Annotated in this window: 18 protein-coding genes; 15 read left to right on the top strand and 3 right to left on the bottom strand. The window is 45.9% G+C overall.

The window, feature by feature from the left end; translation table 11 throughout:
- The 8 genes from ubiB (at position 1) to hemB (ending at position 7213) form a co-directional block, all read left to right on the top strand.
- Entirely contained in the window at positions 1 to 1605 is a 1605-nt protein-coding gene (ubiB, locus tag ACFOEE_RS17380; protein WP_377127277.1) for a ubiquinone biosynthesis regulatory protein kinase UbiB, read from the top strand.
- Positions 1606 to 1688: 83 nt separating this feature from the next.
- Complete coding sequence (tatA, locus tag ACFOEE_RS17385; protein WP_377127280.1) at positions 1689 to 1931, top strand: Sec-independent protein translocase subunit TatA; 243 nt, start codon at positions 1689 to 1691, stop codon at positions 1929 to 1931.
- Between the two features lie 6 nt (positions 1932 to 1937).
- Positions 1938 to 2249, top strand: a complete 312-nt coding sequence (tatB, locus tag ACFOEE_RS17390) for a Sec-independent protein translocase protein TatB (protein WP_377127283.1) — start codon at positions 1938 to 1940, stop codon at positions 2247 to 2249.
- A 31-nt stretch (positions 2250 to 2280) separates the two neighbouring features.
- A complete protein-coding gene (tatC, locus tag ACFOEE_RS17395; protein ID WP_377127286.1) occupies positions 2281 to 3030 on the top strand; it encodes a twin-arginine translocase subunit TatC in 750 nt (249 codons plus the stop codon).
- On the top strand, positions 3027 to 3548 hold the full coding sequence (locus ACFOEE_RS17400; protein WP_377127289.1) for a hypothetical protein: 522 nt from the start codon (positions 3027 to 3029) through the stop codon (positions 3546 to 3548). The genes tatC and ACFOEE_RS17400 overlap by 4 nt, the downstream gene beginning before the upstream one ends.
- Before the next feature lie 23 nt (positions 3549 to 3571).
- On the top strand, positions 3572 to 4360 hold the full coding sequence (locus ACFOEE_RS17405) for a TatD family hydrolase (RefSeq protein WP_377127292.1): 789 nt from the start codon (positions 3572 to 3574) through the stop codon (positions 4358 to 4360).
- On the top strand, positions 4353 to 6203 hold the full coding sequence (locus ACFOEE_RS17410; RefSeq protein WP_377127295.1) for a sensor domain-containing diguanylate cyclase: 1851 nt from the start codon (positions 4353 to 4355) through the stop codon (positions 6201 to 6203). Before ACFOEE_RS17405 ends, ACFOEE_RS17410 begins: the two co-directional genes overlap by 8 nt.
- Positions 6203 to 7213, top strand: coding sequence for a porphobilinogen synthase (gene hemB / locus ACFOEE_RS17415; RefSeq protein ID WP_377127299.1), 1011 nt, complete (start codon positions 6203 to 6205; stop codon positions 7211 to 7213). Before ACFOEE_RS17410 ends, hemB begins: the two co-directional genes overlap by 1 nt.
- A 59-nt stretch (positions 7214 to 7272) precedes the next feature.
- On the opposite strand, the gene ACFOEE_RS17420 is transcribed toward hemB, so the two are convergent.
- Entirely contained in the window at positions 7273 to 7920 is a 648-nt protein-coding gene (locus ACFOEE_RS17420) for a cytochrome b/b6 domain-containing protein (protein ID WP_377127302.1), read from the bottom strand.
- Between the two features lie 86 nt (positions 7921 to 8006).
- On the opposite strand from ACFOEE_RS17420, the gene ACFOEE_RS17425 reads away from it, so the two are divergent.
- Complete coding sequence (locus ACFOEE_RS17425) at positions 8007 to 8708, top strand: AzlC family ABC transporter permease (RefSeq protein ID WP_377127304.1); 702 nt, start codon at positions 8007 to 8009, stop codon at positions 8706 to 8708.
- A complete protein-coding gene (locus tag ACFOEE_RS17430; protein ID WP_377127327.1) occupies positions 8708 to 9007 on the top strand; it encodes an AzlD domain-containing protein in 300 nt (99 codons plus the stop codon). The genes ACFOEE_RS17425 and ACFOEE_RS17430 overlap by 1 nt, the downstream gene beginning before the upstream one ends.
- Positions 9008 to 9051: 44 nt before the next feature.
- Here ACFOEE_RS17430 and ACFOEE_RS17435 read toward each other — a convergent pair whose 3' ends face one another.
- Positions 9052 to 10209, bottom strand: a complete 1158-nt coding sequence (locus tag ACFOEE_RS17435; RefSeq protein ID WP_377127306.1) for an iron-containing alcohol dehydrogenase — start codon at positions 10207 to 10209, stop codon at positions 9052 to 9054.
- Positions 10210 to 10429: 220 nt separating this feature from the next.
- Between ACFOEE_RS17435 and ACFOEE_RS17440 the strand changes: the two genes are divergently transcribed.
- The 4 genes from ACFOEE_RS17440 (at position 10430) to ACFOEE_RS17455 (ending at position 13189) form a co-directional block, all read left to right on the top strand.
- On the top strand, positions 10430 to 11317 hold the full coding sequence (locus tag ACFOEE_RS17440) for a LysR family transcriptional regulator (protein ID WP_377127309.1): 888 nt from the start codon (positions 10430 to 10432) through the stop codon (positions 11315 to 11317).
- A 37-nt stretch (positions 11318 to 11354) separates the two neighbouring features.
- On the top strand, positions 11355 to 12209 hold the full coding sequence (locus ACFOEE_RS17445; RefSeq protein ID WP_377127312.1) for a hypothetical protein: 855 nt from the start codon (positions 11355 to 11357) through the stop codon (positions 12207 to 12209).
- Positions 12210 to 12278: 69 nt separating this feature from the next.
- Positions 12279 to 12761, top strand: a complete 483-nt coding sequence (locus ACFOEE_RS17450) for a glutathione peroxidase (protein WP_377127315.1) — start codon at positions 12279 to 12281, stop codon at positions 12759 to 12761.
- On the top strand, positions 12758 to 13189 hold the full coding sequence (locus ACFOEE_RS17455) for a MarR family winged helix-turn-helix transcriptional regulator (protein WP_377127318.1): 432 nt from the start codon (positions 12758 to 12760) through the stop codon (positions 13187 to 13189). The genes ACFOEE_RS17450 and ACFOEE_RS17455 overlap by 4 nt, the downstream gene beginning before the upstream one ends.
- Before the next feature lie 37 nt (positions 13190 to 13226).
- Here the strand turns inward: ACFOEE_RS17455 and ACFOEE_RS17460 are convergent, their stop codons facing one another.
- Positions 13227 to 13418, bottom strand: a complete 192-nt coding sequence (locus ACFOEE_RS17460) for a PA3496 family putative envelope integrity protein (RefSeq protein ID WP_377127321.1) — start codon at positions 13416 to 13418, stop codon at positions 13227 to 13229.
- Positions 13419 to 13733: 315 nt separating this feature from the next.
- Between ACFOEE_RS17460 and ACFOEE_RS17465 the strand changes: the two genes are divergently transcribed.
- Positions 13734 to 14531, top strand: coding sequence for a YggN family protein (locus ACFOEE_RS17465; protein WP_377127324.1), 798 nt, complete (start codon positions 13734 to 13736; stop codon positions 14529 to 14531).
- Positions 14532 to 14868: the final 337 nt, after the last annotated feature.

A 14868-nucleotide genomic window follows, 5' to 3' on the forward strand; every position in this document is an offset into this window, starting at 1 on the left:
GTGTCAGCTGCGCGTTTGTACGAAATTACCCGCACGTTTTTACATTATGGTCTCGACGAGTTTGTGCCTCGGCATAAGCAGCCGTGGCCTGCCAAATTATTACGTCAAAGTGCATTTTGGCTCCGTAATCAACACCCAGAAAAGCCCCTTGGGCTGCGTTTAAGACTAGCGTTACAAGCACTTGGCCCAGTCTGGATCAAGTTCGGGCAAATGCTTTCGACCCGTCGTGATTTATTACCGGAAGATATCGCCACTGAACTGGCCTATTTACAAGATCAAGTTGCACCGTTTGCGGGTGATGAAGCACAAGCTTTAATCGAACAAGCGCTCGGATTAACCCATATCGATGAAGTATTTGGCGATTTTTCGGCAACGCCATTGGCCTCTGCCTCAATTGCGCAAGTACACACCGCCACTTTAGAGCTTGATGGTCACCGTAAAGACGTCGTGATCAAAGTGATTCGTCCCAACATTAGCAAGCAAATTCATGCGGATTTGGCGCTAATGGAACGCTTTGCGCGCCTTTTGGCTAACTTATTTAGCGAAGGCAAACGACTGAGGCCGGTCGAAGTGGTGCGCGAATATCGCAAAACCTTGCTCGACGAACTGGATTTACTGCGTGAAGCAGCCAACGCGATTCAGTTGAGGCGTAATTTTACCGATTCTGAAGCACTCTATATTCCTGAAGTGTACAGCGACTATTCACGCCAAAACGTATTGGTGATGGAGCGCATTTACGGCATTCCAGTCTCAGATACCGACGCACTCTTGGCGCAAGGCACCAATATGAAATTGTTGGCCGAGCGCGGGGTTGAGGTGTTTTTTACCCAAGTGTTTCGCGACAGCTTTTTTCATGCTGATATGCATCCTGGTAATATTTTCGTCTCGCGCCAAGATCCACACAACCCGCAATATATCGGCATTGACTGTGGCATTGTTGGCACCTTAAACCGCGAGGACAAACGTTATTTGGCGGAAAACTTTATCGCATTTTTTAATCGCGATTATCGTCAAGTGGCGCAGCTGCATGTGGATTCTGGTTGGGTGCCCGCCGACACTAATGTCGAAGAATTCGAATTTGCCATCCGCACCGTATGCGAACCGATTTTTAACAAACCTTTGGCTGAGATCTCGTTTGGCCATGTGTTGGTGAATCTCTTTAATACCGCACGGCGCTTTAATATGCAGGTGCAACCGCAATTGGTGCTACTGCAAAAGACCTTACTCTATGTTGAAGGGTTAGGCCGACAACTCTACCCGCAGCTCGACTTATGGAAAACCGCTAAACCCTTTTTAGAAAATTGGGTGCAGGAACAAGTTGGCCCCTGGGCGGTAATGAAAAAATTCTACGCCAATCTGCCGTTTTGGGCTGAAAAAATGCCTGAGATCCCAGATTTAATTTATCACAGCTTAAAACGCCCACCGGTTGCGGTAAATCCAACCACACCGCCTATTGCAGGTAAAGCCTTGCTCCTTGGCATGTTAGCCGCCAGCAGCTTGCTTGGTACGCTAATCAGCTACTTAGCTGGCGATCTTCAAGCGGCATCAGTGTGCGGAGTGGTAAGTGTAGCGCTGTTTTATGCAGCTTGGCGCAAATGTCCTTAAGCTTAGCCACAAACAAGATGATATTTTATGCAAGCGGCGTATAATCCAATCAACACAAAGCAATTATAACAATAGGAGTTACCATGGGTATTGGTGGAATTAGTATTTGGCAGTTACTCATCATTCTGGCAATCATCGTATTGTTGTTCGGAACTAAAAAGTTGCGCGGTATTGGTAGCGACTTAGGTAGTGCGGTTAAAGGTTTTAAAAAGGCTGTGACCGACGAAAATAGCGAACCAAAGGCCAATGAGCCCGTTGCACAGCTCAAAGATCAAGCGCCAACTGCAACGCCTGCGGATACCGCCAAAGAGAAAGATAAGGCATAACCTGCAATGGGCTTTTGGGAATTGGTGGTGGTGTTTGTGGTTGGCTTGGTCGTTTTGGGGCCAGAGCGTTTGCCTGTGGCCATCAAAACTGTGATGGGCTGGGTGCGCACCGTAAAATCTTACGCCAACGCGGTTAAAGCGGAAGTGAATGAAGAGCTGCGCATTCATGAACTCCACAACAATCTGAAAAAAGCCGAACAACAGGGCATGGAAAATCTTTCCAATGACCTGCAGCAATCCGTTGCAGAGCTGCAACGGGCGGCTGATTCTGTGCGTCATAGTTATAAAACTCATGACTCACAAACACCAAAAGAATAATGAATTAACTGACACTTACTGAGTTGTGACTATGTCAGAACAGCACACATCTGGCTTTATTGGCCATTTAATTGAATTACGCGATCGTTTGATCCGCGCCTTGCTTAGCATACTCATTGTGTTTATTGCATTGGTGTATTTTGCCAATGATATATATACCTTTATTGCCGACCCTTTAGTGGCCAAGCTACCTGCACACTCGACAATGATTGCAACTGACGTGACTGCACCTTTTTTCGCACCATTCAAGTTGACCTTATTTGTCTCGCTATTTTTGGCGGTACCTTTTATCTTGCACCAAATTTGGAGTTTTATAGCGCCTGGCTTATATCAACACGAAAAACGCATGCTATTGCCTGTGTTAGCCGCCAGTATTATTCTCTTTTATTCAGGCATCGCTTTTTGTTATTACGTTGTCATGCCAATTATTTTGGGATTTTTTACCAGTGTAGGCCCTGACATGATGACGCTCTCACCGGATATCAGCAGTTATTTGGATTTTATCTTAAAAATGTTTTTCGCCTTTGGCGTGGCGTTTGAAATCCCCGTTGCGATTATGCTGCTGTGTTGGAGTGGCATGACCACCACCCAAAGCCTGCGCGAAAAGCGCCCTTATATTGTGGTCGGCGCCTTTGTAGTGGCGATGTTTTTAACGCCACCAGACGTGCTGTCACAAACGCTACTTGCTGTCCCGATGTTATTATTATTTGAACTTGGTTTAATTCTGGCTGCATTTTACACTAAGCAACCACAACAAGATGAACAGGAAAAAGTAGAATGAAAAACATCCTCATGTTGGTAACTGCTATCACATTATTGAATAGCGCAGCTGTCTCTGCACAGGAAGTAAACGTACAAGCTTTACAAGCCTGTCGCATGATTGAAAACGATTTTAACCGCTTAGTGTGTTATGACGCGGTAATGGGTGGCAAACCTTTGCAAGCCACTCAGCAATTGGCTCGACCAACTGCAACAGCGGCACAGGTTGTAACTGACAGCAAAGCACCTGAAGCCGACACGGTCAATCCAGACAACAACCGATTTGGTCTTGAACATCGCAAGACACAAGCCGAAGAAGCTCAACAAGATTTAGTCGCTACACTCAGCAAATTAAACAAAAATGCAGTGGGGGAACGCTCATTTGTACTGGATAACGGTCAAGTGTGGAAACAACTCGGTAGCGATAGTTTCTTAGCCAGAGAAGGCGACGAAGTGGTGATTTCACGAGGTGTATTGAATTCATTTTTGATGAAAGTGGCTGATACCAATCGTACCATTCGCGTGAAACGCGTCAAATAGCCATCCGCGTACTGAGAAGCCAGATGCTTGCCCATTGGGTTGATTGCGGAGTGAATCTAACCAGCAGCCAGTTTGCCGAGCAAACTGCTGCGGTAGTTACGCGTGCCAAAGCAGCCAACGTGCAACAGTTGCTGTTAATCGGTTGCGATGTTGCAGGCAGCAATCAAGCAGCTGAATTAGCCAAAACCCATCAACTGGTTGCTACTGCGGGGGTGCATCCACACGATGCTAAATCGGTCAGCGCCAATTATCTGCAGCATTTAAGCCAATTACTCAGCCGCCCAGAAGTCGTCGCAGTGGGTGAATGTGGACTAGACTTTAACCGTGATTTTTCCCCGCGGGATCAACAAGAAAAAGTGCTGCGCGAGCAATTAGCATTGGCTCAAAGCCTGCAACTGCCAGTGTATTTGCATGAACGCGATGCCAGCGAAACTATGCTCAAAGTCCTGCAAGATTACCGCGTACATGGCGTACTGCATTGTTTTACCGGCAACCACAGCGCATTAATGGGCTATCTGGATTACGGTTTGCATATTGGCATTACTGGCTGGATCTGTGATGAACGGCGAGGCGACAAGTTACGCACCCTGCTGCCTGAAATCCCGCTGGAACGCTTATTGTTAGAAACCGATGCACCGTATTTATTGCCTCGCACACTACGTCCCAAACCTAAGTCCGGCAAGAACGAACCGGCCTATTTACCTGAGATTGCCTCGCAAGTCGCGACGCTGCTAGGCACCGATTTAGCACATTTGCAACAGCAAACCAGTGCTAACTTTTATCGACTGTTCATGAGTCAAAGCCATGTATAAATCGTGCGGCGCGATTATCCTTCTACTCTTTAGCCTGTTGTGCCAAGCCGCCATTGAGGTGACTGAAGAGTTTAGCCACCAGCAAGGTATCGCTTTTAGTTATTCTCTTAGCAACAGCAACGCCGTTACTCAACTTAATGATGTGCTCTGGCAACCCCATGCAGGCCAAACGCTAAACTTAGGTTTAGTGGATGAACCGCTGTGGATAAAAACCGAACTCGTCAATCACAGTAATCAGGACTTCGAGCTGTTAATGAGCTTAGACAACAACCTGCTAGACAAAATTACTGTCTATATTCAGCAGCAAAATCATGTCCTCATGACATTAGCGCTGGGTGACACGGTACCACTTCTAAAGCGCCCAATTAAACACGAAGCCCAGCTGGTGCCAGTCCATTTGCTGGCTAATTCGTCAAAGCAGATTTTTATTCAAATTCACCATCAAGGGCCGTTAACTGTTTCGCTAAGTCTATGGCAACAAACTGAATACCTTAAGTATAAGAGCCGCTTTAACCTTATCTATGGCTTGCTCGCGGGCTTTATGCTGGCAATGGTGTTTACCAATATCGCGCTCTACTATTTCACTCGTAAATCCTACTTTATCACCGGCGCTTGTCTCGTTTCAGCGTTGTGGTTATTGGTGATCCATATTTACGGTTTCAGCTATCGCTATATTTATGCGGACTGGCAGTGGCTGCAGCAATATGGACAAGCGCATTTAGTATTGTTAGCCACCTTGTTATTTACGCCGCTTATCTGGCATACCGTGGGCAAACAACACCTCACTCACCGCGCTAAACGTAGCCTTGAGATCACCGGCTTGGTTGGTATTGCGGTGCTACTGCTGCTATCAGTATTTTCTGTCAGCACTGCGCTGCTCATCAGTTATGTTGTGAGCTTAAGCCTCACCGCCGGTTATTTGGTTTACACTAGCCTTGGCATCCGCGCAGGTTACCCTTATCGCACAGCGATGCTCAGCAGCTGTATTTTGCTGTTACTTTTTTTGACCTATCAAGCCTGTCAGGCATTAGGTTGGCTGCATCAAGCTTGGCTTGAGCACCCAGTGACTTATTTATGCTCACTCCTTATCAGTATGTTTGTCAGCTACCTGCTTACACAACAATTTGTGGTGCAACGTGACAATAAGTTTAAAGCGCAGCAACAAAAACTTGCCGCCAGCCAAGCCGAAGACGCATTACTCAAAGAGCGGCTAAAAATTCAAGAACAGGCTAGTGAAGAATTGGAGGCGCGCATTGACGAGCGCACCTTTGAATTGCAAGTGACATTGCGCGAACTTGAAGACAAAAACCGCGAGCTAGAAAAGCTCAACATGGAAGATGCCCTTACTAAAGTCAAAAACCGTCGCTATTTTGATAAACGCCTAATGATGGAAGTGCGCCGTGCGCGCCGTGAGCAATCAACTCTCAGTATTATCATGCTAGATATAGATCACTTTAAGTCTATCAACGACAGATTCGGCCATTTAGTGGGCGACCAAGCTATCTGCGCCATCGCAGATATTCTCAAAAATGCCGCCCAGCGCCCCTTTGACGAAGTATTCCGTTATGGCGGCGAAGAGTTTGTGATGTTGTTACCTAATACTCAAGAAGAAGGCGCTTTTGAAATCGCTGAGCAGCTACGCAGCCAAGTAGCAGAATTTGTGCTGCGCATTGGTGAGGCCAATATTGAATTTACTATCAGTGCAGGTATTTATAGTGCCATTGCCGCTGATATTCACAACCCGACTTTGTACACAGATCTCGCCGACAAGGCTTTATATCGCGCCAAGCAGCAAGGACGAAATCGGGTTGTTATATATAGTAACGAAGAGGAGATGCCGTAATGGCTCAGTCTGGTTTAGATTTGTTTCCCTATACGCGGATGCGTCGCATGCGTCGTGATGACTTTTCTCGTCGCCTGATGCGTGAGCATCAACTGACTGTTGATGACCTAATTTACCCTATGTTTGTCATTCCCGGCGAACAACAGCGCCAAGCTATTCCATCCATGCCTGGCATAGAGCGCCTTACCATTGACCTTTTAGTTGCCGAGGCCAAAGAGCTAGTCGCATTAGGCATTCCTGCTATTGCCTTATTCCCAGTGACGCCAGCCGATAAAAAATCTTTAATGGCGGAAGAAGCTTACAACCCCGAAGGCCTCGCTCAGCAAGCTGTGCGCGCGGTAAAAGCAGCGTGCCCTGAACTTGGGGTGATCACCGATGTGGCACTTGACCCTTTCACCACCCACGGCCAAGATGGCATCATAGATGAAAACGGCTATGTGATTAACGACCTCACCACAGAAATTCTAGTCCGCCAAGCGCTTTCGCATGCTGAAGCCGGCGCTGACATTGTCGCGCCATCAGATATGATGGACGGTCGCATCGGTGCTATTCGCGATGCACTAGAAGCTGAGGGTCATGTTCATACTCGCATTATGGCGTACTCAGCTAAATATGCCTCAAGCTATTATGGGCCGTTTCGTGATGCAGTGGGTTCAGCCGGCAATTTAAAAGGTGCCGACAAGAAGAACTACCAAATGGACCCAGCTAATTCTGACGAAGCACTACGCGAAGTAGCACTAGACCTACAAGAAGGTGCAGACATGGTAATGGTGAAGCCAGGCATGCCGTATCTTGACATCGTTCGTCGGGTCAAAGACGAGTTTGGTGTACCAACCTTTGCCTATCAAGTCAGTGGAGAATACGCTATGCACCGCGCCGCTATCGACAATGGCTGGTTAGCAGAGCAAGCTTGCATTATGGAATCTTTATTGGCATTTAAACGAGCTGGCGCCGACGGCATTTTGACCTATTTTGCAAAACAAGCCGCCCAGTGGTTAAAGCAAAAATAAGCGTTAGCACAGCAATAAATAAGGCACCAAAGGTGCCTTATTTATTGCTGAATAGCGCGTTAAGCAAAGAGCGCTTTAAGTGGCGCGGCGCCCCAAGTCAGCAGCAATAACCCAGCCAAAACCACGAAAATCACATAGGCAGGCCAACCAGAACGCATTACCGGCTGGGCGGTTTGTGGTTGCTCCGGAGCTTTACCTGTCAGTAAGGTTTTCACTAAGTTCTTGCCACGTAACCGGTAAATAACAATGGCAGCAATGTGTAGCACAATCGCAGCAATCAGAATTTCCACTGTTTCATGGTGAATATCTCCAGCTAACTCTACCCAGCTTGCAGGCACCAGTGACACTAGCGGCCCTTCAACTAAAATATCATCTGTGCTCATCAAACCACTGACAAGCTGAATTGCGATTAAGACAAAAAACAGCAATACCATATAGCTACCCGCTGCATTGTGGCCGTAGCGCTTGTCGTCACCTTTGACCGCGGCAATGACAGCTTGCGGGCGATGAAATAAACTACTTAGCCGCGCGGTTTGGCTACCAATCCCCCCCCAGATCAAGCGGGTAATAAATAGCGCCAGCATCAAGTAAGCAACGACAAAATGAAGATCCATCCAGCCTTCCTCGCCACTGACATACAACACCGCAAGACCTAGTACCAACAACCAGTGAAAGCCGCGAATAAATCCATCCCATACTTTGGTCATAATCACCTCATTGATTCGTCTAATAAGCTTGAGCATATCATAAAGCTTGTGTCATGCTGTTTGCTCTGAGACAAAAGATTTCAACAATGCAAAAACTACAACGTGCCAAGCGCATCGCCTTTTGGCGGGGTCAACTCGACATGCTGCCACTCAACTTAGCGGTGATCCCTTGGGGAGTCTTATGCGGCTCTCTTGCAGTACAAAACGGCTTTTCACCACTCCAAGCTCAGCTCATGTCATTACTAGTTTTTGCCGGCTCCGCACAGTTAGTCGCCATTGAGCTGATTTCTAATCATACGCCTTTGCTGACTTTGCTCTTTACGGTTTTTATTATCAGCGCGCGCCATTTACTCTATGGTTTGTCCGTGCGCCATAAAGTGATCCACACGCCATTAAAACAGCGTTTGCCGATTAGCTTTGTATTGACCGACGAACTGTTTGCTTTTTCTCATCACCCCAAAGCCTATCAAACCCCAGCACGCTTGATATATGCCCTAAGCGCTGGCTTTAGCTTTTATGTGACTTGGAATATTTGGACTTTACTTGGCATTATTGCTGGCAGCTTGCTGCCTGACTTAACCTCGCTCGGCTTAGATTTTGCTATTGCGGCGACCTTTATCGCACTCGTGATCCCTAGTATCAAGAATTGGCCGACATTAGCCACTGTGATAACCGCGGGTGCCAGCGCTACCTGGTTTAAAGCGTTAGGATTCGAGCTGTGGCTGGTCGCAGCGGCGCTGCTAGCAATGTGCGTGGGCTACTTGTTAAGTCGACGGGAAAAACTATGATTTATCTCACTATTTTACTGATGGCCGGCGTAACATTTGGCACCCGATATTTGTTTTTGCACCATAAGCTGCCATTTGTGATCGGCCCCAAAGCCCAGCGCTTTTTAAGTTTTAGTGCCCCTGCGGTACTCACCGCGATTTGGGTCCCTATCGTATTATTGCCAGATGGTGAGTTACAGTTAAATTGGCACAACCCCTATTTGTGGGGCGCTTTGGTTGCTATCGCCGTGGCGTATAAAACCCATAATATATATGCAACCACAATTGCTGGTATGGTGACTTTCTATTGTTTGATGTGACAAGAACAGTGACTTGCTCACTGTTCTTGATATTGATTTTTTGATTACACTGAAGCACGTAAAATAGCGGCACTGTCTTCAAGTGTCACCGCTTGATGCTCACCTAGCGCCGTCATACCATGGCGCTCTAACTGCGCCACAATCGGTGCTACGACCTCCTCGCCTAAGCCGTATTCACTAAAGCGGGTTTTCATCTGCACTTGCTGGAAGAAAGCTTCTGTTTTAATGATAGCGGTATCAATGGCAGCTTCCGGTGCACTATGAGTATCTAACCCCCATACCCGCTCTGCGTATTGCAGCAACTTTTCACGCTTAGTGATGCGTTGTGATGCCATCATACGAGGCAATACAATTGCCAAAGTTTGCGCATGATCTAAACCATAAAGTGCGGTAATTTCATGGCCTATCATATGCGTCGCCCAATCTTGCGGCACCCCGGCACCAATTAGGCCATTAAGCGCCATGGTCGCCGCCCACATCACGTTTGCACGTGTATCGTCGCTCACATCTGCGGAAAATAGTTTTGGCCCTTCTTCAATTAAAGTCAGCAATAAGCCTTCTGCGAATCTGTCCTGCACTTTGCCATTGACGGGATAAGTGAGATATTGCTCCATAATATGCACAAACGCATCCACGACTCCGTTACTTAACTGTCTGGTTGGTAAAGAAGCCATCACTTGTGGGTCTAACACAGCAAACTTAGGTTGCACTAGCGGCGAAGCAAATGGCAATTTATCTTGGGTATCGGTATTACTAACCACACTAAAACTATTCGACTCCGAGCCTGTTGCTGGTAAAGTCAACACCACACCGATAGGCAATGCATCTTTAACAGCCGCGCCTTTACTGAGAATTTCCCATGGTTCACCATCAAAACGTGCTGCTGCTGCGATAAACTTACTGCCATCAATCACAGAGCCGCCACCCACAGCAAGAATATAGTCAAATCCCTCAGAATTTATCTTCGCTACCGCCTGCATACAAGTTTGGTAGCTTGGGTTAGGCTCAATACCGCCAAATTCATCCCATTGATGGTCGCTAAGTGCACTTACCAATTGTTCATAGACACCATTGCGCTTAATGCTACCGCCACCGTAAACCACCAATACTTTTGCTGATTTAGGAATTGCCTGCACAATGGCTGCTATTTGCCCAGCGCCAAAGTGGATTTGGGTTGGATTAACAAAACTAAAATTCAACATCTGAGTGCCCCTCATTGCTTAGATTTACGCAACTAAAAGTCGATAACGACAGCTTTGCGACATAGAGTAAATTCGGAATAAGTCTACTGCTCAATTAATCAAAGCAGTTTATACTGCAATAATCTTTTAATCATTAGCCAAAAAGTAAATCACTTTTGCTATATAACAACAATTAGCATAGGCAAGCTTGGTTGCATATGCGTTAACACTGAGGTAAACCATGCAAGAAACACCCAGCATGTGGCAAGGTATAGATGTATTTTTAGCTATAGTTGAGCAAGGTAGCTTGAGCAAAGCTGCTCTAAGTTTAGACTGTTCAACCTCATTTATAAGCCGCCAGCTCAAATTGCTAGAATCACGCCTTGGCACAACACTTATCCAGCGCACTACGCGCAGTATCAAACTCACTGTAGCAGGCAAAGCTTACGCCGAGCGACTCAAAGTGATCCAACAAGAGTTGCATACCGCGACAAGTTTAGTTCAAGGCGATCAAGAGTGGCTCAAAGGTCCTATCCGCATTACAGGCGCGGGGGAGTTTGTCGCAAATCGCGTCAGCCCTATTCTGGCAAATTTTGTTAAGCTACATCCCGATGTAGATATTGAGTTAGACTTTAACAATCGCGCGGTAGATTTAGTCGAAGAAGGCTTTGACCTTGCGGTGCGTTTTGGCCGCCTACAGGATTCCAACTTGATAGCCCGTAAACTGTGTGATCGGGCTATGACATTAGTTGCCACACCAGATTATCTGGCCGCCAACCCTATACTCCAGCACCCCAAAGATCTCACCGAGCATAACTGCCTAGTCGCACGTAACCCTCGTTGGCGTTTTGTTGAGAACGAACAAACGATTGAAGTGAAAGTTGCAGGCAACTGGTTTAGTAGTCACCCCCAAGCGGTACTACATGCGTGTTTACAAGGGCTGGGTATTGCGCATTTGGCGCAAGATATTGTCGCGCCTTATGTCGAAAATGGCACATTGCACTACATCCTGACCGACTTTCAAGTCAGCGATAATGCCACTTGGCTGGTGTACCCGCGTAAGGATCTAATGCCGTATCGAGTACGGGCGTTGATCGACTATCTTCTCGCCGCATTTAGAGCAGACTAAGCTATACTGAACGAGATGTGCTGCGCTTGAGGTGCTTATGTTGATTCGTGTTGTTTGCCTCCTTTTTGGCCTTATTGCATGGCAAGGACAAACAGCACTGTTGATGCTGAGTGACGATCCAAAGGATAAAAACCTATTCAGTCAACAAAGCTCGCAGGACCTAGCCTCAGATTCATATCAATTATTGTTCGCAGAATTACCCCACTATCCTGTTGATATTCAAATAGCCCCCATCACACGCATCAATACCATCTTAAATGGCAACACACCGGTTTGTGCGCTCAGTCGCATCAAAACTAAATTACGCCAGATGTATCATCTCTACAGCCTACCAGTACATTTGTTTCCAAGTCATCGCCTATATTACTATCCTGTCCAGCAGCAGATAGACCCAGATTTACTCAATCTTCATGGAGAACTACGCGGCTTAACGCAACTAATGTCACGCTATCCAAAAGCGGTGCTAGCGATAGAAACCAGTAAGTCATATGGACCCAGTTTAGATGCGCAAATTGAGCAAATACCCGCTGACCAGCTTCTAACCCGCGCGGGCAGCGATGCATACGCCGCTATGATAGCCATGTTTGAAAAGAAACGGAGCAATTTCCTAATCGCCTATCCTTCGGTGTTTAAACAATATGCCGAGGCCAATACCCTGACTCAAATCACCTCTTTATCTATTGCTGAAAACCCAGCCTATATCCCAGGTCATATTGCGTGCTCTAAGAGTCCGCAAACCGAAGCCTTTCTTGTTGCTGTCAATAAGGCCTTGTTAAAACTCTATCGTAGCCCTGAGTTTCTAGATATGCACCTGCACTACGTCCCCCCGAGCGATAAAGATATGCTGATGCGTAGGATAGGGGATCTGGTTTTAAGTGCAGCAACACCTTAATTTTTTCTTGCTGCGAATTTATATCGTGATAGATTAAGTCGTACACGATTTAATTTTGAGAAACACGCTATGCAGCCTTTATATCAGTTCCACGCTCACACTTTGCAAGGCAAAGATTTCGACTTTAACAACTTAAAAGACAAAGTAGTACTAGTCGTCAACACGGCGAGTAAATGTGGTTTTACCCCGCAATATGAAGGTCTACAGGCACTACACGAAAAATATCATCAACAAGGTTTAGTGATTTTAGGCTTTCCTTGTAACCAGTTTGGTCAGCAGGAGCCGGGAAATGCAGAAGAGATCAAAGAGGGTTGCCTAATTAATTATGGCGTCGATTTTACTATGATGGAAAAAATTGATGTCAACGGTTCGCATGCACATCCGCTTTACACTTACTTAAAGGCGCAGCGCCCCGGTTTATTTGGTAAAAGCATCAAATGGAATTTCACTAAGTTTCTTATCAACAAGCAAGGCGAAGTCGTAAAACGTTATGCTCCAACTAAGAAACCTCAAGACTTAATCGCCGATATCGAAAAGCTATTAGCGCAATGAGCCATAGCCACCAAATGTTGGATAACCAGCTGTGCTTTAGTTTATATGCCGCATCGCGCAAAGTGACACGTTTATACCAACCAATTTTAAAAGCCCATGGCTTAACTTACCCACAATACGTGGTGTTAATGATCTTGTGGCAACGTGAACCATGCTCACTAAGCGACATAGGCCAACATGCCCAGCTAAACAGCAACACTTTAACGCCCTTGCTCAAACGTATGGAGCTACAAGGTTGGCTCACGCGCAAGCGTAGTGCTTCTGACGAGCGTCAATCCGTTATTAGCTTGACCCCAGCAGGCCAAGCTTTGCAGCAGCAATGTGCTTGCATTCCTGAACAAATGCTAAAGCAAGCCGGCATGCCATTAGATAAAGCCAAACAATTAAAATCCCTACTGGATGAATTTCTGGCTTTACCTACACCCTAAAGTGAAAAGGAGGCTTGCGCCTCCTTGTCATCGACTACTAATAGTCGTCAAGATAATCAAAATCATCTTCACCTAAATTTTTGCGTAGACGCTTTTGTTCAAGATAATCGTCGAGCTTTTTCTTTATCTTCCGCTTATGCTTGTCCTGACCGCCACGACCGGAATCATCCAAGTCATCGCTGACAAAATCTTGATCGTCAAGCGCATCATAAGAAAATGTTTTACCCACAATCCACTCCAAAAAAGTGCTAAATATTCGCCCGTAAAGCCCCAATCCCGCTTGGGTACTGGCTCTGCGCTTTACAGGTGAGTAAATAGCTGTAAATTTAAGTTCTGAAAAGTGAGACTTTTTTATTGTTCTAATAAATTTTATTTATCATGGCACATTACTTGGTCAAAATAGCTAATTTTTGGTCTAACTCGCTTATTTAAATAAAATACACAGTCTGCCAAAATAACATAACTACATGTTTTAATTAAATAAAAAAGATTGGCATCAAACTTGTTATGTTTTAAACAATACTGACCGTTTAGGATTCAAAAAATGAAAAAATTACTTCTTGTCGGATCACTTCTCGCAGCATGTAGCGCTACCGCACACGAGAACCAGTTTAATATCAGCAATGATAATTGCTCTGTATCTTTCCAAAATGATGTACGGATCTCAGCTAAAGAAGTCATCGTTGAGAATCAAGCTAACCAAACCATGAAGATAAGCCGTGACGGTTATCTCCATATAAATGGCGAACAAGTTAAACTATCGAGCGAACAGCAATATGCTGTAGCGGCTTACTCACAGCGCTTACGTCAGGATCTACCACAAGTTGCCGACATCGCTCTAGATGCCATCAAACTAGCAGGCGTTGCGATAGATGAAGTCGGTCAAGCATTCGGGCTCAACTCAATGAGCCGCCTTCATGACACCATGGAAGATCTATCGGTTGATATAAAAAATACTTTCTATCAGCAAGATGACTTTGTAATGGGCGAAAAAACCTTTAATGAATTTGGCGAAAATTTTGAAGACAAATTCGAAGCTCAAATTGAAGATGCGGTAAAAAGCACCATGATGGAGTCCATCGGTAATATCCTAGTCACCTTAGGCTCGCAAATGGTGAGCTCTGGCGGTGACATGGAAGCCTTCGAAGCTCGGATGGAAAAGTTAGGTCAAGACATTGAAACTAAGGTTGAAGATCAGTCCAAGCAAATTGAACTTCGAGCAGACAAACTCTGCGAACAGTTTAGCGAAATTGCGGCTCAGGAATCTGCTCTTGCAGCGCAGATCCCACAAATGAGTCAATACCAATTATTTACCTTAAAAACAAAGCAAAGCAGTATCTAATCCATTCCCAACATTTGATATCCCATTTGGCCAGCTACTAAGCTGGCCTTTTTTATTGAGTTCAACTCCAAGACTGCCACAGCGCGAAGCAATGACCCTGCTGCCCTATGCTTGCGTTCTTCAGACTGCAAAGGCGAAGCACGACCGAAGTACCGCTTCGCAGCGTGTAGAGGTGAGGTCAGGAATGACCGAGGTACAATGTGACAGGGAGGTATTGCAACCCTGAACTGAATTTCTTGAACTTGATTTGCCTGAACCCATAAAGCAAAAAACCCGCTCATTGAGCGGGCTTTTCTTAATAGGTGCCTGGTAATGTCCTACTTTCACATGGCAGCTG

The organism is Pseudoalteromonas fenneropenaei (assembly GCF_042643375.1).
GTDB classification, from domain to species: Bacteria; Pseudomonadota; Gammaproteobacteria; order Enterobacterales; family Alteromonadaceae; genus Pseudoalteromonas; species Pseudoalteromonas fenneropenaei.

Coding starts and splice junctions, on each gene's coding strand:
- tatA (WP_377127280.1), top strand. CDS start 1,689: ATGGGTATTGGTGGAATTAGTATTTGGCAGTTACTCATCATTCTGGCA.
- ACFOEE_RS17410 (WP_377127295.1), top strand. CDS start 4,353: ATGTATAAATCGTGCGGCGCGATTATCCTTCTACTCTTTAGCCTGTTG.
- hemB (WP_377127299.1), top strand. CDS start 6,203: ATGGCTCAGTCTGGTTTAGATTTGTTTCCCTATACGCGGATGCGTCGC.
- ACFOEE_RS17400 (WP_377127289.1), top strand. CDS start 3,027: ATGAAAAACATCCTCATGTTGGTAACTGCTATCACATTATTGAATAGC.
- ACFOEE_RS17405 (WP_377127292.1), top strand. CDS start 3,572: ATGCTTGCCCATTGGGTTGATTGCGGAGTGAATCTAACCAGCAGCCAG.
- ACFOEE_RS17440 (WP_377127309.1), top strand. CDS start 10,430: ATGCAAGAAACACCCAGCATGTGGCAAGGTATAGATGTATTTTTAGCT.
- ACFOEE_RS17450 (WP_377127315.1), top strand. CDS start 12,279: ATGCAGCCTTTATATCAGTTCCACGCTCACACTTTGCAAGGCAAAGAT.
- ACFOEE_RS17445 (WP_377127312.1), top strand. CDS start 11,355: ATGTTGATTCGTGTTGTTTGCCTCCTTTTTGGCCTTATTGCATGGCAA.
- ACFOEE_RS17420 (WP_377127302.1), bottom strand. CDS start 7,920: ATGACCAAAGTATGGGATGGATTTATTCGCGGCTTTCACTGGTTGTTG.
- tatC (WP_377127286.1), top strand. CDS start 2,281: ATGTCAGAACAGCACACATCTGGCTTTATTGGCCATTTAATTGAATTA.
- ACFOEE_RS17425 (WP_377127304.1), top strand. CDS start 8,007: ATGCAAAAACTACAACGTGCCAAGCGCATCGCCTTTTGGCGGGGTCAA.
- ACFOEE_RS17465 (WP_377127324.1), top strand. CDS start 13,734: ATGAAAAAATTACTTCTTGTCGGATCACTTCTCGCAGCATGTAGCGCT.
- tatB (WP_377127283.1), top strand. CDS start 1,938: ATGGGCTTTTGGGAATTGGTGGTGGTGTTTGTGGTTGGCTTGGTCGTT.
- ACFOEE_RS17435 (WP_377127306.1), bottom strand. CDS start 10,209: ATGTTGAATTTTAGTTTTGTTAATCCAACCCAAATCCACTTTGGCGCT.
- ACFOEE_RS17455 (WP_377127318.1), top strand. CDS start 12,758: ATGAGCCATAGCCACCAAATGTTGGATAACCAGCTGTGCTTTAGTTTA.